The organism is Mycobacterium sp. 141 (assembly GCF_000382405.1).
Classification (GTDB): Bacteria; Actinomycetota; Actinomycetes; order Mycobacteriales; family Mycobacteriaceae; genus Mycobacterium.
Window position 1 is genome coordinate 291,930 of sequence record NZ_KB908258.1, and the last position, 19,167, is coordinate 311,096.

Consider the following 19,167-nt stretch of genomic DNA (forward strand, 5'->3'; position numbering starts at 1 on the left):
TGCCTCAACCGTCCGACAACGGTCCGCGGGCTAGTGAGGACGCAGGGTCACCATCGGCGGTCGATCCGCCAGCGACACCGACGACACCCGCGGGGTGAACCCGTCGCCGTCGGCGAAGAACTGGGTGAGCCCGAGGCCGGAGTCGGCGATGCCGCAGCGGGACAGCAGCGTCGCGATCACCTGCCGGCTCATCGAGGCCAGTTCGGTCAGCGGCCGGTTGCGGTGTGTGCGCACGCCCAGGTTCACCTGGGCGATCGCGTCCAGGCCGAGCTGGTCGTAGGTGTCGACCAGCAGGCCGACCTCCACGCCATAGCCCGGTGCGAACGGCACCGAGGTGAGCAGCTCCCGGGTCGCGGCGGACTCGCCGCCGAGCGGCTGCATGACACAGTTCAGCTCGGGCCGCAGAGAAGCGAGCAGCGGGCGGGCGACAAGCTCGGTGACCCGTCCGCCGCCGTTGGCGTCCTCGCTGCCGCTGATCTTGAGCGGGCGCCGGTAGAACCCTTTGACCAGGTGCACACCGTCGGTGGTCAGCAGCGGTCCGAGCAGCCTCGGCACGAACATCGGGTCGGGGTCGATCAGGTCGGAGTCGACGAAGGCGACGAGGTCGCCGGTGGTTGCGGCCAGTGACCGCCACAGCACTTCACCTTTGCCGGGTTGCGGCGGAACCTCGGGCAGCGCCACCTCGCGGCTGACCACCCGGGCGCCGGCCGCGAGCGCGCGGATCTCGGTGTCGTCGGTGGAGCCGGAATCGAGCACGATCAGCTCGTCGACCAGGCCGCCGAGCAGCGGCGTGATGGTCTCGACGACCGATCCGACGGTTTCTCCCTCGTTGAGGGCGGGCAGCACGACCGAGACAGTGCGGCCGGCCTTGGCGGCTTCCAGTTCGGCCACGGTCCATGCCGGACGGTCCCAGCTGCGGTCGGTCAACCAGCGGTGTCCGGCAACGCCGTCGGTGACGGCCAGTTCGGGCATTAGGGTCATGCCAGTCCCCTCACTGTTCGTGCGGGCGCCCGCACTCCCCGGATCGACGCGACCATTTCCAGCACGCGCCGAGTGGGCCCGACCTCGTGCACCCGGAACATCGCTGCACCATCTGCGGCGGCCAATGCCGTCGCGGCGAGGGTGCCTTCCAGGCGCTCGGTCACGTCCACACCCAGAGTCTCCCCGATGAAATCCTTGTTGCTCAGGGCCATCAGCACCGGCCATCCGGTCTTAACAAGATCTTTTACGTGGCGCAACAAACTAAGGCCGTGGTAAGTGTTTTTGCCGAAATCGTGGGTCGGATCGATGAGGATCCGGTCCCGAAGGACCCCGGCGGCCACCGCATTGTCGGCGGCCGCGGTCACGTCGGCGATGACGTCGTCGACCACGCCGCGCTCGGTGATGCCGTAGTTGACGCGGAACGGCCGGGTACGCGGCACCGCGCCGCCGGTGTGCGAGCACACCAGACCGGCCCCGAACTCGGCAGCCACCTCTGGAAGCCCCGGATCGGCGCCGGCCCAGGTGTCGTTGATCACGTCGGCACCGACCGCACAGGCCTGTTTGGCCACCGTCGAGCGCCAAGTGTCGACGCTGATCAGCTGGTCCGGGTAGGTCGACCGCAACCATTCGATGAACGGCACGACGCGGGCGATCTCCTCGTCCGAATCAACCGGGCCGCCTGGACCCGCTTTGACTCCGCCGACGTCGATCACATCGGCGCCCTCGGCGATCACCCGATGCGCCGCGGCCTTGGCTGCCTCGTCGGTGAACGTCGCACCGCGGTCGTAGAACGAGTCCGGGGTGCGGTTGACGATCGCCATGATCAGTGCGCGGTCAGGGGCCACCGGGCGACCGCAGAAGGTCCGCCCGGGGGGCCCTGACGTCGTCGACACGCCATCCAGGCTATCGTCGTGCGATTTCCGGTCACCCGGGTCGCTTGCGCGACCGCCGGTCCGTCGCGCGGCTACGGGGCGCAGGCCGCCAGCGCGGCGTCGACCTCGTCGACCACCAGCAGCCGGTTCAGGGCCCCCTCGGGCACGTAACCCGTGTCCACGAGGCCGTGCAGCCACGTCAGTAGACCGTCGTAGTGCCCGAACGGGTCGAGCAGCACCAGCGGCTTGTCATGCATGCCCAGGTAGCCCGCGGTCCAGGCCTCGAAGAACTCCTCCAGGGTGCCGATACCGCCGGGCAGCGCGATGAACGCGTCGGAGCGGTCCTCCATCACCTTCTTACGTTCGCGCATCGTGTCGGTGACGATGAGCTCAGTGGCGTCGATATCGGCGAGTTCGCGGTGCACCAGGGCCTTGGGGATGACTCCGACGGTGTGACCGGCGCCAGAGCGCGCAGCCCGGGCCACCGCACCCATCGCCGAGACGTTCCCGCCGCCGGAGACCAGCGCCCAGCCGCGCTTCGCGATCGCCAAGCCCAGCTGGCTCGCCAGCGCCAACAACTCGGGGTGGGAGGGCCCCGACGCGCAATACACACATACCGCCCATTGGCGGTCAACTTCACCGGACACGTACACAACGTAAGGGTTCGGCGTGAACAACGGATTTCCGGCCGGGTGCGATCGCTGCGCCCATAAGATCCCGTAGGTGGCTGTCGACTGGGTGATCACCCCGCGCGACCGCGCTCTTGACGGCCTCGAGGCCGGCTTGCGCGACCGGTCCGGCGCTGTCCTGATCGGGCCGGACGGGGTCGGGAAGACCTCCCTGGCCCGCTCCGCCGCCGAGCAGCACGGTGCCGACTATCGCCGGGTGGCGTGGGTGACGGGCACCGAATCTGCCGCGAGCATTCCGTTCGCGGCGGTGGACCATCTGATCGAAGTGCCCGTGGTCGGTAAGACCGCCGAGGTGCTGCGGGCGGCCCGCCGATCACTGGGCACCTGCCTACTGCTGGTGGTCGACGACGCCCATCTGCTGGATCCGCTTTCGGCGGCGCTCGTCTACCAGCTGGCCGTCAGCGGTGCGGCCAAGCTGATCGCCACCGCGGCGGAGGAAGGGCCCCAGGAGGTCACCGCGCTGTGGCGGGACGGACTGGTCAACAGGGTCGAGGTGGCGCCCGCCGGTCACGACGATGCGCGGCTGGCCGAACAGGTGGCAACATTCATTGCCGATCTGCCCGGCGACGCGCTGCGCACCCTGCGGTATCTGGCCGTGCATGATCCCCTGCCGCTGGCCGTCCTGGTCCCATTGACCGGCGCCGACGCCATCGAGCAGGCCCGTCAGTACGGCGCGGTCCGCATCGAGAACACCATGGTGGGCTGCGCGCACCCGCTGTTCCGCGACGCGGTCCGGGCATCGGTGGGTGGCCCCGCATTACGTCGGCTGCGCACGGCGCTGGTCGAGCGCATGCTGGCGACTCCCGGTTGCGGCGTGGTGGACCAGTTGCGTGTCGCAGTTCTGGCCGTCGACAGCGACCGTCCGCAGCCGCCGCTCGAGGTGGCGGCCGCGGCAGCCACCGCACTGCGGCTGGGCGACCTGAACCTGGCCGAGCATCTGGGCCGGACCTCGCTCGCCGCCGGCTTCGAGGCCCGGTTGACGCTGGCCTACGCGTTGGCCTGGCAGGGACGCGGACGCGAGGCCGACGAGGTGCTGACTGCCGTGGACCCCGCCGAGCTCACCGATGCCCAGCTGATGGCGTGGGCGTTGCCGCGGGCAGCCAATCAGTTCTGGATGCTCTCCGAGCCGGAACGGGCCACCGCCTTTCTGCGGACCACCCGGGAACGGGTGAGCACGCCGCAAGCCCAAACCACCTTGGACGCCCTTTCGGCCACTTTCACGATGAATGCCGGTGCTCCACAACGCGCCTTGTCACTGGCCGAAGAAGTGCTGGGCAGTGCAGCGGCCGACGACACCGCTGTCGGGTGGGCCGCGTCCGCGGCGGCGCTCAGCTGTGCGCGGCTGGGCCGTTTCGACGACGTCGACCCGATGGCGCAGCGCGCCCTTGATGCCGGGCATCCCGGGTTGCTGCGGTTCACCAGCGGGTTCGGGCAGACGACCGCACTGCTGCTCACCGGCCAACTGAACCGAGCCCAGGAGATGGCGCAGCAGCTGACCGATTTCGCGCAGTTGCAGCAGCCGGGCCGGGCCATCGGCGAGGTGCTGATGTCCGATGTGCTGCTGGTTCGCGGATCTCTGCAAGCGGTGTCCCTCCTGCGCCGCGCTACCGCCAATTTGACGCCGACCGGATACTCCTGGGGACCCCTGGCGTGGATGTTGTTGGCACAGGCGCTCGGGCAGCACGGGATGCCGATGGAGGCGGCAAAGGCGTTGTCCCGGGCAGAATCCCGGCACGGACTGAAATCCATGCTGTTCGCACCCGAACTGGGACTGGCCCGGGCATGGACGTGTCATGCCCGCAAGGACAGGGCGGGTGCCATCGCCGCCGCGCGCGACGCCGCCGAGGCCGCCGAACGCGGCGGCCAGACTGCGGTGGCGTTGCGCGCGCTGCACGATGCTGTGCGCCTGGGTGACACCCAGGCTGTCGACAACCTGACCCGGCTCGGGTTGGACTGCGTGTTCAGCAGGATCACCATGGACCACGCGCGTGCCATCGCCGCTGACGATATCCTTGCGCTGCACGATGTTTCGCTGCGATATCACGACCTCGGGATGTCGGCAGCCGCCAACGACGCTGCCCGCCAAGCCATTGCGGATCGGCCGTAGAATCGGTAGCCGGTACGCACGATCCGAAGGACCGAGATGACACAGTTCAACGCAGACGTCAGCGCTGTGGCTGGTCTGGGCCAACAACTCGATGACGTCAGCTCGTCGGCACGCAATGTGCTCGATGGCGCGGCGGGCAGTGTGTCCAACAGCCACGGCGCCATCGGATTTCCGATGCAGAAATCGTTCGAAGCCATGCAGACGTCACGTAGCGCGGCCGTCGGCGCCACCCAGGCCGCCTCCGCCGAGCTCGGCGCTCTGCTCCGGCAGGCCGCCCAGGCCTACCAGCGCGGCGATACCGCAGCCGCCGATCGTCTGAAGGCCCGGGCGGCCGAGCTGGAAGCATCGGGCGATCAAGGCAGTTCGCCTACCGGGCCGACCGGTCACAGGTGACTTCACACGGTACTCAATTCCCCGTCAGCGAGGCGCAACCAGCGGTCCACGTCGATGGTCTTGAGGAACCGTTCGTCGTGGCTGACCACCACGAATGCGCCCCGGTAGGCGGTCAGCGCCGATTCCAGCTGCCCGACGCTCACCAGATCGAGGTTGTTGGTGGGCTCGTCGAGCAACAGAAGCTGCGGTGTGGGTTCGGCGTAGAGCACGCATGCCAGCGTCGCTCTCAGCCGCTCCCCGCCGGACAGCACACCGACGGGTAGGTCGACCCGGTCACCACGAAACAGGAACTGCGCCAACAGATGCATCCTGCGGGTGTGGGACAGGCTGGGCGCCGCCGCGGCAAGGCTCTGGGCCACGGTCCGCTGGGGATCGAGCAGATCGAGCCGCTGCGACAGGTAAGCGATCCGGCCGTCGGCCCGCTGCACCGTCCCGGCGTCCGGCTGCGTCCCGTCGACGATCCGCAGCAACGTCGACTTACCCGCGCCGTTGGGTCCCGTCAGCCCAATGCGCTCCGGCCCGCGTATCGCCAGATCGATTCCATTGCCGGCAAACAACTTCCGGTCATCGCGCTGCACCTGCAGGCCGTGGGCCGCGAACAGCGTGCGCCCGGCGGGTACTGCCGTGGCGGGTAGGTCGAGGACGATCACCTTGTCGTCCCGCAGTGCCCGTTCGGCATTGTCCAACCGCGCTTTCGCATCGTCCACGCGACGGGCGTGCACCTCGTCGGAGCGGGCCGAGGATTCCTGGGCATCGCGCTTGAGTTTGCCCGCAACGATTTTCGGCAGTCCGGCGTCCTTGACGTTGCGTGCCGCGTTGCCGGCTCGGCGTGCCGAGCGTTCCCTAGCCTGCTGCATCTGACGCTTCTCGCGCTTGAGTTGTTGCTCGGCGCTGCGGATGTTGCTCTCAGCGTGCTCTCGGGCCCCTTGGACCGTCTCCTGATAAGCGGTGAAATTGCCGCCGTAGAACACGATGCCGCCACGGTACAGCTCGGCGATCTGGTCCATGCGGTCCAGCAGCACACGGTCGTGGCTGACCAGCAGCAACGTGCCGCCGAAATCGTCGAGAGCAGCGTAAAAGCGTTGGCGCGCATCGATATCCAGGTTGTTGGTGGGCTCGTCGAGCAGCAGCACGTCGGGCCGTTTCATCAGTTCGGCGGCCAGTCCCAGCGTCACCACCTCTCCGCCGGAGAGCGAGCCCAGCGGGCGGTCCAACGCCACACCTTCCAACCCGAGCCGGTCCAGCTGAGCCCGGGAACGCTCCTCGACGTCCCAGTCCTCGCCGATCGCGGTGAACACCGACTCACCGGCGTCACCGCCCGCCAGTGCGGCCAGCGCGTCGAGCACCGGCGCAACCCCCAGCACGTGCGCGACAGTCAGGTCGGCGACGAACGGCAGGGTCTGGGCCAGATAACCGACGGTGCCGGCCACCGTCACCGATCCCGCCGAAGGCCGGTATTCACCGGCGATCAGTTTGAGCAGTGTGCTCTTACCGGCGCCGTTGGGCGCGACGAGTCCGGTGCGGCCGGAGCCGATGGTGAATGACAGATCCGAGAACAGCTCGGTGTGATCGGGCCACGCGAATGACAAGTGGGAAAAGACAATAGACATGCTGGAACTCCATGTGATCAGGAACGAATCGACTCTCGGGTTCACCCGGAAATGTCGTCGTCTCCCAGCATGTTTTCGGCCCACCTCGGTCGACAGCAGTTACGAACCCCACAGTACTCAGGGACGCAACCAATTATCTCGTTCAGGAGTGGCCGCGGAGCCGATCCAGCTGTCGCCGTTCACGTTTGGTGGGGCGGCCGGCTCCCCGAGCACGGACCGGCACGGCGGCAACGGCCTCCTTGGGCGGAGGCAGCGGGCTGCGGTCGATCAGGCATTCCGACGCGACCGCAGCGCCGACCCGTTTGGCGATCGGACGCAGAACCTCCACGATGCGCTCGCGTCCGTCGAGCCGCACCCGGACCTCGTCGCCCGGCCCCACGAGCTGCGCCGCTTTGGCGGTGACGTCGTTGACGCGGACGTGTCCGGCTCGGCACGCGGCCGCTGCCGCGGACCGGGTCTTGGTGATCCGTACGGCCCAGATCCAGCTGTCTACGCGAACGCTGCTCATCGGCTGGTCAGATAACGGCGCAGCATGTCGGTAACCGCGGTGATCTGCGCAGTCTCGACTCGCTCGTCGACCTTGTGCGCCAGATTCGGATCGCCCGGCCCGTAGTTGACCGCGGGAATGCCCATCGCCGCGAACCGGGACACGTCTGTCCAGCCGTACTTCGCCCGCACTGCTCCCCCGGCCGCGGCCACCAGCGCCGCTGCGGCGGGCTTCGTCAGGCCCGGCAGGGCCCCGGCCGCCGCATCGGTCAGCTCGATCGACACGTCGAGCCCGTCGAACACCTCGCGTACGTGGGCGAAGGCCTGTTCCACGCTGCGATCGGGGGCGAACCGGAAGTTGACCGTCACCGAGGCGGCGTCCGGGATCACGTTGCCGGCGATCCCGCCGTCGATCCGGACCGCCGAAAGTCCTTCGCGGTACACGCAGCCGTCGATGTCGACGCTGCGGGCCCGATAGGCGCCCAATCGGTCCAGTACCGCACCCAGCTTGTGAATGGCGTTGTCCCCCAACCACGACCGCGCGGAATGGGCGCGCGTGCCGGCGGTGCTGAGGACGACGCGGATGGTGCCCTGGCAGCCGGCTTCGATATAGCCGCCCGACGGCTCCCCGAGGATCGCGACATCTGCGGACAGCCATTCGGGCAACTCGCGTTCGATACGTCCCAGGCCGTTGGCACTCGCCTCGATCTCCTCGCAGTCGTACATGACCAGGGTGATGTCGTGGGCCGGCTCGGCGATGGTGGCGGCCAGGTGCAGGAAGACCGCGTCGCCCGATTTCATGTCGGACGTACCGCAGCCGTACATCTCGCCACCCACCAAGCGGCTGGGCAGGTTGTCCGCTGCGGGCACGGTGTCGATGTGGCCGGCCAGCATCACCCGCGACGGCAGGCCCAGGTGCGTGCGGGCCAGCACAGCGTCACCGCTGCGGATGACCTCGAAGGACGGGGCCTGGCCGCGCAGCGCGGCCTCGATCTCGTCGGCGATGTGCTGCTCGTGCCGGGACTCGCTGGGGATGTCCACCAGCGCGGCGGTCAGTGCGATCGGATCGGCACGCAGATCCAGCGATGAGCCGCTTGCGTGAAGAGCCGAAGAGTGCGCCACAGTCCTCGAGGCTAGTCCAGTACCGTGTAGCTCCGTGACTGCCGCATCTGGCGTCGGCCTGGCCACCATCGCCGCCGACGGAACCATCCTGGACACCTGGTTTCCCTCGCCCGAGCTGACTGCCGCCGGTGAGGCCGGCACCGTGCAGCTGACCGGTGCCGACGTGCCGGCCGAGTTCGAGGGCCTGACCGGCACCGACGCCGACCGCGGGGTCGACGTGGTGGCCGTCCGCACGACGATCGCCGACCTGGCCGACAAGCCGGCCGACACCCACGACGTCTACCTGCGGCTGCACCTGCTCTCGCACCGGCTGATCAAACCGCACGAGGCCAACCTCGACGGCGTCTTCGGCCTGCTGGCCAACGTGGTGTGGACCAACTTCGGCCCGTGTGCCGTGGAAGGCTTCGAGACCGTCCGGGCCCGGTTGCGTCGTCGCGGCGCGGTGACCGTCTACGGCGTGGACAAGTTCCCGCGGATGGTCGACTACGTGACCCCGGCCGGCGTACGCATCGCCGACGCCGATCGTGTCCGGCTCGGCGCTCACCTCGCCTCGGGCACCACGGTCATGCACGAAGGCTTCGTGAACTTCAACGCCGGCACGCTGGGCACCTCGATGGTCGAAGGCCGCATCTCGGCCGGTGTCGTCGTGGACGACGGCTCCGACATCGGTGGTGGCGCCTCGATCATGGGCACCCTCTCCGGTGGCGGCAAAGAGGTCATCTCGGTCGGCAAGCGTTGCCTGCTGGGCGCCAACGCCGGGCTGGGCATCTCACTGGGCGACGACTGCGTCATCGAGGCCGGCCTCTACGTCACCGGTGGCACAAAAGTCACGGCGGCCGACGGCCAGACCATCAAGGCCAAGGAACTCTCAGGCGCGAACAACCTGCTGTTCCGGCGCAATTCGCTGTCCGGCGCGGTCGAGGTCGTCAAGCGCGACGGCACCGGCATCACGCTGAACGAGGCGCTGCACGCCAACTGACCCCGGCCGCCGAACGGCCTGCGGCCCGGACCTTAGCGTCCTATGCTCATATGCATGAGTAGCGATACGAACACCGAATCCACGGGCTGCGGCAACCCGGACTGTACATGTGAAAACTGCAACTGCGGGTCCGACTGCAGCTGCGGAACCAAGTAGCGCAAACCCGTAGTCGCGCCGAACGTGAACAAGATGGCGAACTAAGGCGTCACCCGCAGCATCACCACACCGTGTCCCGGCACCTGCCGTTCGATGGTGCCGGTGCTGGTGCTGTCGGTGTGCTGCCACAGATCACGCACGGTCGCGTCGGTGTGGCCGTCAAGACCGATGGCGTCGAGTGAGGTTTGGACAGTCTGAGCCTCTGTCGACTGGTTGAACAGCGCCACGGCGACGGCCCCGCCGGCGAGCCGTTTGACCACCACCCGGGGGTCGCTGTTCAGCGGCTGCCCCTGCACCATCAGCGGGTCCTGGTCCACGGCGATCACCTCCCGGTTGGTCAGAATGTCGCGAGTCTGGTCGGTCATATCGCGAATGTCGTTGCCGGCCAACAGGGGCGCGGCCAGCATCGCCCACAGCGAGAAGTGGGCGCGCTGCTCGGCCGCGGTCAGATCGGGACGCTGCGCACCCAACACCATGGTCGGATGGCCGACGGCGAACTGCTTCCAGCCGACGCCGACCACGAGCATGTCCGGATCGTTGACGTGGCTCGAATTACTGCGCGATGCAAGCGAACCCGCTTCGGCGAACGCCTGGGCCACGCCCGCGAGCCCTTCCTGCCACAGCGCGGTGTCACCCCACGCCGGCACCAGGTCCACGGCGTCGCGGGCGACATCGGCGATGTGCGACCAGTCGTACTCCAGCCCGGCGACCGGATCACCCGAACTGTTCGGGTTGATGCTGTAGACGATATGCCGGCCGGTGGCGCGCAACGCATCCCGCATGGCCGTGAAGTACCGCACCTGATCCTCGTGACCGGCCGCGAGCCGACACCAGTCGTACTTCAGATAATCGACACCCCAGTCGGCGAACGTCTTCGCGTCGGCCTGCTCGTGGCCCGCACCGCCTATCCGGGGATCCTGACCGCACCCCTGGTTGAACGGGCTGTGATAGATCCCCAGCAGCAGGCCGCGGTCGTGCGCGTACCGGGCCAAGGCCGCGATGCCGTGCGGGAAGCGGTCCGGATCGGCCCGCAACGAGCCGTCATCGGCTCGGGTGGGTGCCGCCCACCCGGCGTCGAGGTTGACGTAGCGGTAGCCGGCGTCCCGCATGCCCGACGACACCATCGCGTCGATCGTCTCGTGCACCGTCTGCTCTGTGAGCGCGATCCCGGAGTTCCAGGAGTTCCAGCCCAATGGTGGTAGCTGCGGCTGCGACGGCGGACTGGGTGTGCTGCAGGCGGCGAGCAGACCGGTACACACCGCCAGGCGAGTCAGTCGGCGCATGCGGCCATGGTGGCATCGCCGCCTGGCAACTACCCGAAAGCCCTCACCGCGCGGCAAGAATGCAGAACTCGTTGCCTTCGGGGTCGGCGAGCACCACCCAGGTCTGCTCCCCCTGACCGATGTCGACGCGACGGGCGCCCAGGCCGATCAGCCGGTCGACTTCGGCCTGCTGATCCTCGGGCGTGAAATCGAGGTGCACACGGTTCTTGACCACTTTGTCGTCGGGTACCGCCAAGAACAACCACGTGGGCCCGGCACCCGCGGGCGGCGTCAGCACCACGTACCCGTCGGAATCGGTGCGCTGCGGCCAGCCGAGCGCCTGCGCCCACCAGGCACCCAGCGCCTCCGGGTTGTGGGCATCGATGCAGATCTCGGAGAATCTCAATGCCATTGCGCCAGTTCCTTCTTCAGCACCTTGCCCATGGCATTGCGTGGCAGCTGCTCCACGAGCCGCACCTCACGTGGGCGTTTGTGAACCGAAAGCTCCTGTGCCACAAAGTCGATCAACGCGGCGGGCTCGGCTTCGCCGACGACGAACGCCACGATCCGTTGACCCAGGTCATCGTCCGGCACTCCGACCACCGCCACCTCGGCCACACCGGGATGGCCGAGCAGCACGGTCTCGATCTCGCCGGCACCGATGCGGAAGCCACCGGACTTGATCAGGTCCACCGACTCCCGGCCGACGATGCGGTGCATGCCTTCGGCATCGATGACCGCGACATCGCCGGTGCGGTACCAGCCGTCGGCGTCGAAGGCAGCGGCGGTAGCGTCAGGCCGGTTGAGGTAGCCCTCGAATACCATCGGGCCCTTGATCTGCAACTGCCCGATGGTTTCACCGTCGCGCGGCACGAGCGCACCGTTCTCGTCGACCAACCGGGTCATGACACCCTCCAGGGGCAGGCCCACCCAGCCGGGCCTGCGCTCGCCGTCGACCAGAGTGCTCAGCGTGATCAGCGATTCGGTGCTGCCGTAGCGCTCCACCGGGGCATGCCCGGTCAGCCGCACCAACTCGTCGAACACCGGGACCGGCAAAGGCGCACTGCCTGATACCAGCAGCCGCGCCGACGACAATGCCAGCGCGGAGTCAAGGTCCTTGACCACCCGCGACCACACCGTGGGCACCCCGAAGTACAACGTGCCCTGGGCTTCGGCATACGCCGCCGGCGTCGGTTTTCCGGTGTGTACAAACCGGTTTCCGATCCGCAGCGAGCCGAGCAGACCCAGCACCAGGCCGTGCACATGGAACAGCGGCAGACCGTGCACCAGGATGTCGTCAGCTGTCCAATGCCATGCCGTGGCCAGCGCGTCGATGTCGGCGGCGATGGCTCGTCTGGTCATCGGCACGCCTTTCGGCGGGCCGGTGGTGCCGGAGGTGTACATGATGATGGCGGTCGATTCCGGCGCCGGCTCGGCGTAGCGATGCCAGGACCGCGCATGCACCCGAACCGGGATGTGCGGCAACCCTTCCGTCTCTTCAGGCACGTCTCCCAGCCACGCTTGGGCTCCGGAGTCCGCGAGAATGTGGCGCCGTTCGGCGGCACCGACATCTGCGGGTACCGGGATCACCGGCACGCCCGCGATCAGGCAGCCGGTGATCGCCAGCACGGTGCTGACGGACGGCGTGGCGAGCACGGCAACCCGCCGGGCCGAGGCCACGCGTTCGGCCACCGACGTCGCGGCGCCGACCATGTCACTTCGGCTGAGCACAGCACCGTCGATACGGACGGCGTCGTCGATGTCGGCACCGGCAGCAACCGCTGCGGGGTTCAAGGAGGCCAGCAGCACGCCTGCGAGGCTACCCCGGCACGCCAACTCCATCGGTGATACTGGGCCGATGGGCGTCATCCGGCAGCTGCAGTCACGTGAGGTGTATCAGAACAACTGGATGGCGTTGCGCGAGGACATCATCCGCCGTCCGGACGGCACCGAAGGCATCTACGCCGTCATCGACAAGCCGGCGTATGCGCTGGTCATCGCGCGCGACGAGGAGCGTTATCACCTCGTCGAGCAGTTCCGGTATCCGTTGGGGCTGCGGCGCTGGGAGTTCCCGCAGGGCACTGCGCCGGAACGGCTGGAACTCGATCCAGAGGCGCTGGCCCACTGGGAGCTGCGCGAGGAGACCGGGCTGCGGGCAAGCAGCATGGAGCGGCTCGGCCAGCTCGATGTAGCTGCCGGAATGAGCAGCCAGCGCGGCTGGGTATACCTGGCCACCGGCCTGAGCGAGGGCGAGCACGAACGCGAACACGAGGAACAGGACATGCACAGTGCCTGGTTCGAGCGCACCGAGGTGGAGCGGATGATGCGCGACGGCGAGATCACCGATGCCCAGTCGCTCGCGGCGTGGGCGTTGCTCCTGCTCAACGAGCGGCCGACCGGTTAGCGTGAATGCCGCGATGAGAAGGCGAGCGGCTGTCGGCATGGTGATCGTCGCGGCGTTGACCGCCGTGCCGACAGCCCATGCCGCCAACCAGGTGTGGAACGGTCGGTACTCGCTGGTCCGGTACGCCGCTCAGAAGACGGGCACCAGCCTTGCCGCCAGGCAATCCGAACCGACCTTCAGCGACGTGTACACGTTCTCCACCGATTGTGCTTCGGGCACCTGCATTTCGACCGTGATCGACGGCCCTACCCCGAAGAACCCCACGCTGCCCCTGCCGCCCCGCTACACCTGGGACGGCAGTCGCTGGGTGCACATCTACGACTGGCAGTGGGATTGCTATATGGGAGAAGGGGTTCCGAAGGTGTGGGCGCCGGCACGGTCATGGGCGTATTACGCACCACAGCCCGACGGAACCCTGCGGGGCACCTGGCTGACCCAGATCGCCGGCGGCCCGTGCGGTGGCACTGTGCTGATGGACGTGGCGGCGTTCCCGGCCTGAGCGATCGCTCATGTTGGGCGCGAGCGTGCGCGAACCGCTGACGTTTTGCGGCGCGGCGGGCAGCAGACACGCACGGTCGCGATGCCGGCTAACGACGCTCGATGAGAGCGCGCAGGAAGAACCCGAAGTTGGCCGGACGTTCGGCGAGCCTGCGCACGAAGTAGCCGTACCATTCGTTGCCGAACGGGACGTAGATCCGGATGTGGTTGCCGGCCTCGGCCAGCCGGCGCTGTTCGGCGTCCCGAACGCCGTAGAGCATCTGGTACTCGAAACCGTCCACATCCCGGCCGAATTCGCGGGCCACGGCCGGAACGGCTTCGATGATCTCCGGATCGTGCGAGGCCACCATCGGATACCCGGATCCGGCCATGAGGATCCGCAGGCAGTTCAGGTAGGAGCGCGTGACCTCTGCGGCGTCGCGGTAGGCCACGGTCGCCGGTTCGTCATAGGCGCCCTTACACAACCGAATCCGGGCGCCGGCCTCGGCGAACTCGCGACAATCAGCCTCGGTCCGGTGCAGGTAGGCCTGCAGAACCGTGCCCAGCCAATCGAATTCGGTGCGCAGATCACGCACGATCGACAGGGTGGAGTCGGTGGTGGTGTGGTCCTCGGCGTCGACGGTCACCCACGCGCCGACGTCGCGGGCCTTGGCGCAGATCGTGTGCGCATTCTCCAGAGCGATCTTCTCCCCGTCGCGAGGTAGCGCCTGCCCCAGCGCGGACAGCTTCAGCGACACCTCCAGCGGCCGCACCGAAGACGCGGCCTCGTCGCGTTCGCCGAGCAAGTCGAGCAGCGCCAGGTAAGCCTTGACCGTCTGTGCGGCATCCTCGACGCGGGTGGTGTCCTCACCGAGGTAGTCGATGGTGGCCAGACGACCCGAAGCGCGCAGCGCGGCTACGGTATCCACTGCGTCGGGGATCGTGTCGCCCGCCACGAAACGGTCCACGACGCTGCGGGTGACCGGAAGCCGTTCCGCGGTTCGCCGCAGTCGCTCAGAGCGCGCAGCAGCGAGGATTGCCGGCCGGGCGACCCGCTGGAACGTCGACTCCAAAGCTCCTCGTGCGCGCGCCATGTCAGGACTCCATGTGAGGGTAGGTGTGGTTGGTGGGCGGAACGAAGGTCTCCTTGATGGAGCGGGCCGAGGTCCAGCGCAGCAGGTTCAGCGCCGAGCCCGCTTTGTCGTTGGTGCCCGAGGCCCGAGCTCCCCCGAACGGCTGCTGGCCGACCACGGCACCGGTGGGCTTGTCATTGACATAGAAGTTGCCCGCCGCGTTGCGCAGCCGGTCCTGCGCGGTGACAACGGCCGCGCGATCGTCGGCGATCACCGCGCCGGTCAGCGCGTACCGCGACCCGGTGTCGACGACGCCGAGGATCCGCTCGTAGTCGTTGTCCGGGTAGACGTGCACCGACAGGATCGGGCCGAAGTACTCGGTGGAGAACGACTCGTCGGTCGGGTCGTCGGACAGCAGCACGGTGGGACGCACGAAATAGCCTTCGCTGTCGTCGTATTCACCGCCGGCAGCGACGGTCACCCCGGCGGCGCTCTTGGCGCGTTCGATGGCCTTGACGTTCTTGGCGAACGACCGGCTGTCGATGACCGCACCCCCGTAGTTGCTCAAATCGGTGACGTCGCTGTAGGTCAAGGCTTCGGTGGCCGAGAGGAAATCGTCACCCATCCGCTGCCACACCGATCGCGGAACGAATGCCCGCGATGCGGCCGAGCACTTCTGGCCCTGGTAATCGAAGGCACCGCGAATCAGCGCCGTGCGCAGCACTTCCGGGCGCGCCGAGGTGTGTGCGACGACGAAGTCCTTGCCGCCGGTCTCGCCGACCAGCCGCGGATAGGTGTGGTAGCGGTCGATGTTGGTGCCGACCTCACGCCACAAGTGCTGGAACGTGGCCGTCGAGCCGGTGAAGTGGATACCGGCCAGCCGCGGATCGGCAAGGGCCACATCGGAAACCGCGATGCCGTCGCCGTTGACCAGGTTGATCACGCCGGGCGGCAGGCCGGCGGATTCCAGCAACTGCATCGTCAGGTACGCCGCGAAGGCCTGGGTGGGCGACGGCTTCCACACCACGGTGTTGCCCATCAGGGCCGGTGCGGTCGGCAGGTTGCCTGCGATCGCGGTGAAGTTGAAGGGCGTGATGGCGTAGACGAAGCCTTCCAGCGGCCGGTAGTCGGTGCGGTTCCACACGCCCGGGCCGCTGATGGGCTGCTCGGCGAGGACCTGACGGGCGAACTCCACGTTGAAGCGCCAGAAGTCGATCAGCTCGCAGGGTGCGTCGATCTCGGCCTGGTAGGCGGTTTTGGACTGACCCAGCATGGTCGCGGCGGCGATCTTCGCCCGCCACGGGCCGGACAGCAGGTCAGCGGCGCGCAGGAACACAGCGGCGCGCTCATCGAACGGCAGCGCCGCCCAGTCGTTCTTGGCGGCCATCGCGGCGTCGATCGCTGCGGTGGCGTCGGCATGCTCGGCGTTGGTGAAGGTGCCGAGTCGGGCTGAGTGGCGGTGCGGCTGCACCACGTCGATGCGCACGCCGTTGCCCATGCGGTGGGCGCCGCCGATGACGTGCGGCAGGTCGATCGGGGCGTCGGCGAGCCCGGAGAACTCGGCCAGTGCGGCGGTCAGCCGGCCGCGTTCACCCGAGCCCGGAGCGTAGTCGTGGACCGGTTCGTTGGCTGGCAGCGGCACGTTGGTGATGGCATCCATAGGCTTAAGAATCCTCGACGTGGCCCACGCAGGTCTTGTCTGATCCGATAACACTTGAACTGACTACCAGTACGATCGGACAATATGGTGGAAGCGGGTGTCAGCCTCGGCCAACTGCTGTTGGCGCTGGATGCCACCTTGGTCCGGCTCGTCCAGGCGCCACGTGGGATGGATCTGCCGGTCGCCTCGTCGGCGCTCGTCGATTCCGACGATGTGCGGCTGGGTCTGGCGCCGTCCGCCGGGTCGGCCGACGTGTTCTTCTTGCTCGGCATTCCCGATGCGGACGCCAGAAACTGGGTGGAGCAGCAGATCGCTCGTCGGCCACCGACTGCGATCTTCATCAAGGAGCCGTCGGCCGCTGTGGTGGCCCGCGCGACCTCGGCTGGCACGGCGGTGGTGGCCGTCGACCCGCGGGCCCGGTGGGAACGGCTGTACCGGCTGGTCAATCACGTCTTCGAACATCACGGTGACCGGGAATCCGAGGACTCCGGCACAGACCTGTTCAGCCTCGCGCAGTCGATCGCCGATCGTACGCACGGGATGGTCAGCATCGAGGATGCCCAGTCGCATGTGCTGGCGTACTCGGCGTCCAACGACGAGGCCGACGATCTACGCCGGTTGTCGATCCTGGGCCGAGCCGGACCGCCGGAACATCTGGCCTGGATCGCACAGTGGGGCATTTTCGACGCGATCCGCGCGAAGCCGGAAGTCGTGCACGTTGCCGAGCGTCCCGAGCTCGGGCTGCGGCCCCGCTCGGCGATCGGAGTCTTCCTGCAGTCGGCCGACGAGCGCCGCGCTCCCGCGTTCGCCGGGACGATCTGGGTGCAGCAGGGCAGCCGTCCCCTGGCCGACGACGCCGACGACGTGCTGCGCGGTGCGGCGGTACTGGCCGCCCGCATCATGGCGCGGCTGGCGGCGACACCCTCGACGCACATGGTGCGGATCCAGGAACTGCTCGGCCTGCGGCCCGGTGACGGCCCACCCGACGTCGACCTCATCGCGCGCGAGCTCGGCATCGCCATCGACGGCCGGGCCGCGCTGATCGGATTCGACGGCAGCGCCGTGGGCGCCAAATTGGCCGGCGACGCCGTAGGCGCCAAACTAGCCGACGTACTGTCATTGAGCGCCAGCGCTTTTCGTCAGGATGCTCAAGTAGCGTCTGCGCATACTCGGGTCTACGTGCTGTTCCCCAGCACCGGGAAACCAGCCGCGGTGACCTCCTGGGTCCGCGGCACCGTGGCGGCGCTGCGCAACGAATTGGGTCTGCAATTGCACGCCGTCATCGCCAGCACCGTCAACGGGTTGGCCGGCGCCGCGGCCGCCCGCCTCGAGGTGGACCGGGTGCTCGACAGTGCCGAGCGCCACCCGGGGACGCTGGGGCAGGTCACATCGCTGGCCGAGGCGCGCACCACGGTGTTACTCGACGAGATCGTCACGGCGATCGCCGCCGACGAGCGGTTGATCGACCCGCGCGTGCGGACTCTGCGGGACAACGATCCGGTCCTCGCCGACACCCTGCGCGCCTACCTGGACAGCTTCGGCGATGTCACGACCGCGGCGCAGTGGCTGCACGTGCATCCCAACACGGTGCGCTACCGGGTGCGACGCATCGAGCAGCTACTGGCTACCGCGCTCACCGATCCCGATGTGCGGCTGCTGCTTTCGCTGGGCCTGCGGGCAACTCAGCCGTGAACGATCAGCGAAACGCCGACTGCCCGGTCAGCGCGCGCCCGATGGACAGCATGTGCATCTCGCTGGTGCCCTCGTAGGTGAGCACCGACTCCAGGTTGTTGGCGTGACGCAGCGGCGAGTACTCCAGCGTGATGCCACTGGCGCCCATGATGGTGCGGGATTCGCGGGCGATGGCCAGCGCCTCCCGCACGTTGTTGAGCTTGCCGAGGCTGATCTGGTCGGGGGTGACCCCGCAGGAGTCCTTGAGCCGACCGAGTTGCAGCGCGAGCAGCATGCCCTTGCCGAGCTCCAGGGTCATGTTGGCCAGCTTCTCCTGGGTCAACTGGTAGCCGGACAGCGGGCGGTCGAACACCTCGCGCACGCCGGCGTAGTCGATCGCGGCCTCCAGGCTGTCACGCGCGGCGCCCACCGCGCCGAACACGATGCCGAACCGGGCCTCGTTCAGGCAGGACAGCGGACCACGCAGACCGACGGCCTCGGGCAACTGAGCCGACGCGGGCAGCCGGACGTTGTCGAGCACCAGTTCCGAGGTGACCGATGCACGCAGCGACAGCTTCTTGTGGATGACGTTCGCGCTGAAGCCGGGGGTGTCGGTGGGCACCACGAAGCCGCGGACGCCGTCGTCGGTCTGCGCCCAGACAGTGGCCACATCGGCCAGATTGCCGTTGGTGATCCACATCTTGGTGCCGGACAGGATCCAGTCGGAGCCGTCGCGACGCGCGGCGGTGCGCATCCCGCCGGGATTGGAGCCGAAGTCGGCCTCGGTCAGGCCGAAGCAACCGATGGCGTCACCGCGGGCCAGCCGGGGCAGCCACTCCTGCTTCTGCTCCTCGGAACCCCAGCGGTGGATCGAGAACATCGACAGCGAGCCCTGCACCGAGACGAAGCTGCGTAATCCGCTGTCCCCTGCCTCGAGCTCAAGGCAGGCCAGGCCGTAGCTGACGGCGTTGGTGCCGGCGCAACCGTAACCCTGTAGGTGCATGCCGAGCAGGCCGAGTTCGCCGAACTCCTTGGCGAGTTCCCGGCCGGGCAGCTCACCCCGCTCAAACCATTCGGCGAGGTTGGGGCGCAGCCGGGTGTCGACGAATCGGCGCACGGTGGCCGCGATGTCGCGTTCGTCGTCATCGAGCAGGGTGTCGATGCCGAACATCTCGAGCGGCCGCAGGTTCTTGGGCGCGGTCGGGGTCGTCGTGCTCATGGCTGA

General features: G+C 68.1%; 18 protein-coding genes. 6 read left to right on the forward strand and 12 right to left on the reverse strand.

Annotated features, from left to right (window positions below; genetic code table 11):
* Positions 1–30: 30 nt before the first annotated feature.
* The 3 genes from H276_RS0108615 to H276_RS0108625 all read right to left on the reverse strand — a co-directional run bounded on the left by H276_RS0108615 (position 31) and on the right by H276_RS0108625 (position 2,500).
* Positions 31–981 carry a glucosyl-3-phosphoglycerate synthase gene (locus H276_RS0108615; RefSeq protein WP_026356735.1) on the reverse strand — a complete coding sequence of 317 codons (951 nt, stop codon included), beginning with the start codon at positions 979–981 and terminating at the stop codon, positions 31–33.
* Positions 978–1,802, reverse strand: a complete 825-nt coding sequence (gene folP, locus H276_RS0108620; RefSeq protein ID WP_019970898.1) for a dihydropteroate synthase — start codon at positions 1,800–1,802, stop codon at positions 978–980. The genes H276_RS0108615 and folP overlap by 4 nt, the downstream gene beginning before the upstream one ends.
* Positions 1,803–1,945: 143 nt before the next feature.
* Positions 1,946–2,500, reverse strand: a complete 555-nt coding sequence (locus H276_RS0108625; RefSeq protein ID WP_026356737.1) for a TIGR00730 family Rossman fold protein — start codon at positions 2,498–2,500, stop codon at positions 1,946–1,948.
* Positions 2,501–2,576: 76 nt separating this feature from the next.
* Here H276_RS0108625 and H276_RS0108630 point away from each other — a divergent pair, with 76 nt between their 5' ends.
* A complete protein-coding gene (locus H276_RS0108630; RefSeq protein WP_019970900.1) occupies positions 2,577–4,649 on the forward strand; it encodes an ATP-binding protein in 2,073 nt (690 codons plus the stop codon).
* 36 nt (positions 4,650–4,685) lie between these two features.
* Positions 4,686–5,042 (forward strand): type VII secretion target, encoded by a 357-nt coding sequence (locus H276_RS22745; protein WP_019970901.1) that lies wholly within the window; start codon positions 4,686–4,688, stop codon positions 5,040–5,042.
* A 2-nt stretch (positions 5,043–5,044) separates the two neighbouring features.
* Here the strand turns inward: H276_RS22745 and H276_RS0108640 are convergent, their stop codons facing one another.
* The 3 genes from H276_RS0108640 to dapE form a co-directional block, all read right to left on the reverse strand.
* Positions 5,045–6,652 (reverse strand): ABC-F family ATP-binding cassette domain-containing protein, encoded by a 1,608-nt coding sequence (locus H276_RS0108640; RefSeq protein ID WP_019970902.1) that lies wholly within the window; start codon positions 6,650–6,652, stop codon positions 5,045–5,047.
* 142 nt (positions 6,653–6,794) lie between these two features.
* Complete coding sequence (locus H276_RS0108645) at positions 6,795–7,160, reverse strand: RNA-binding S4 domain-containing protein (protein WP_019970903.1); 366 nt, start codon at positions 7,158–7,160, stop codon at positions 6,795–6,797.
* Positions 7,157–8,221: a succinyl-diaminopimelate desuccinylase gene (gene dapE, locus H276_RS0108650; RefSeq protein WP_026356738.1), complete on the reverse strand. Its 1,065-nt coding sequence runs from the start codon at positions 8,219–8,221 to the stop codon at positions 7,157–7,159. The genes H276_RS0108645 and dapE overlap by 4 nt, the downstream gene beginning before the upstream one ends.
* A gap of 73 nt (positions 8,222–8,294) precedes the next feature.
* On the opposite strand from dapE, the gene dapD reads away from it, so the two are divergent.
* Complete coding sequence (gene dapD, locus H276_RS0108655; RefSeq protein ID WP_019970905.1) at positions 8,295–9,239, forward strand: 2,3,4,5-tetrahydropyridine-2,6-dicarboxylate N-succinyltransferase; 945 nt, start codon at positions 8,295–8,297, stop codon at positions 9,237–9,239.
* 197 nt (positions 9,240–9,436) lie between these two features.
* Here the strand turns inward: dapD and H276_RS0108660 are convergent, their stop codons facing one another.
* Genes H276_RS0108660 through H276_RS0108670 form a run of 3 tightly spaced genes read right to left on the reverse strand, consistent with a single transcriptional unit; the run spans position 9,437 to position 12,466 of the window.
* Positions 9,437–10,678, reverse strand: a complete 1,242-nt coding sequence (locus tag H276_RS0108660) for a glycoside hydrolase family 27 protein (protein ID WP_019970906.1) — start codon at positions 10,676–10,678, stop codon at positions 9,437–9,439.
* A gap of 43 nt (positions 10,679–10,721) precedes the next feature.
* On the reverse strand, positions 10,722–11,069 hold the full coding sequence (locus H276_RS0108665; protein ID WP_019970907.1) for a VOC family protein: 348 nt from the start codon (positions 11,067–11,069) through the stop codon (positions 10,722–10,724).
* Positions 11,060–12,466, reverse strand: coding sequence for an acyl-CoA synthetase (locus tag H276_RS0108670; protein WP_019970908.1), 1,407 nt, complete (start codon positions 12,464–12,466; stop codon positions 11,060–11,062). The genes H276_RS0108665 and H276_RS0108670 overlap by 10 nt, the downstream gene beginning before the upstream one ends.
* Positions 12,467–12,515: 49 nt before the next feature.
* Between H276_RS0108670 and H276_RS0108675 the strand changes: the two genes are divergently transcribed.
* On the forward strand, positions 12,516–13,061 hold the full coding sequence (locus H276_RS0108675; RefSeq protein ID WP_019970909.1) for an NUDIX domain-containing protein: 546 nt from the start codon (positions 12,516–12,518) through the stop codon (positions 13,059–13,061).
* A 13-nt stretch (positions 13,062–13,074) separates the two neighbouring features.
* The gene (locus H276_RS0108680; protein WP_036460777.1) at positions 13,075–13,560 is read left to right on the forward strand and encodes a hypothetical protein; all 486 of its coding nucleotides are present in this window, start codon (positions 13,075–13,077) and stop codon (positions 13,558–13,560) included.
* Between the two features lie 88 nt (positions 13,561–13,648).
* On the opposite strand, the gene H276_RS0108685 is transcribed toward H276_RS0108680, so the two are convergent.
* On the reverse strand, positions 13,649–14,632 hold the full coding sequence (locus H276_RS0108685; RefSeq protein ID WP_036460740.1) for a proline dehydrogenase family protein: 984 nt from the start codon (positions 14,630–14,632) through the stop codon (positions 13,649–13,651).
* Between the two features lies 1 nt (position 14,633).
* Complete coding sequence (pruA, locus tag H276_RS0108690) at positions 14,634–16,271, reverse strand: L-glutamate gamma-semialdehyde dehydrogenase (protein WP_019970912.1); 1,638 nt, start codon at positions 16,269–16,271, stop codon at positions 14,634–14,636.
* Positions 16,272–16,355: 84 nt separating this feature from the next.
* Here pruA and H276_RS0108695 point away from each other — a divergent pair, with 84 nt between their 5' ends.
* On the forward strand, positions 16,356–17,963 hold the full coding sequence (locus tag H276_RS0108695; RefSeq protein ID WP_019970913.1) for a CdaR family transcriptional regulator: 1,608 nt from the start codon (positions 16,356–16,358) through the stop codon (positions 17,961–17,963).
* A gap of 4 nt (positions 17,964–17,967) precedes the next feature.
* Here H276_RS0108695 and H276_RS0108700 read toward each other — a convergent pair whose 3' ends face one another.
* On the reverse strand, positions 17,968–19,161 hold the full coding sequence (locus tag H276_RS0108700; RefSeq protein ID WP_019970914.1) for an acyl-CoA dehydrogenase family protein: 1,194 nt from the start codon (positions 19,159–19,161) through the stop codon (positions 17,968–17,970).
* Positions 19,162–19,167: the final 6 nt, after the last annotated feature.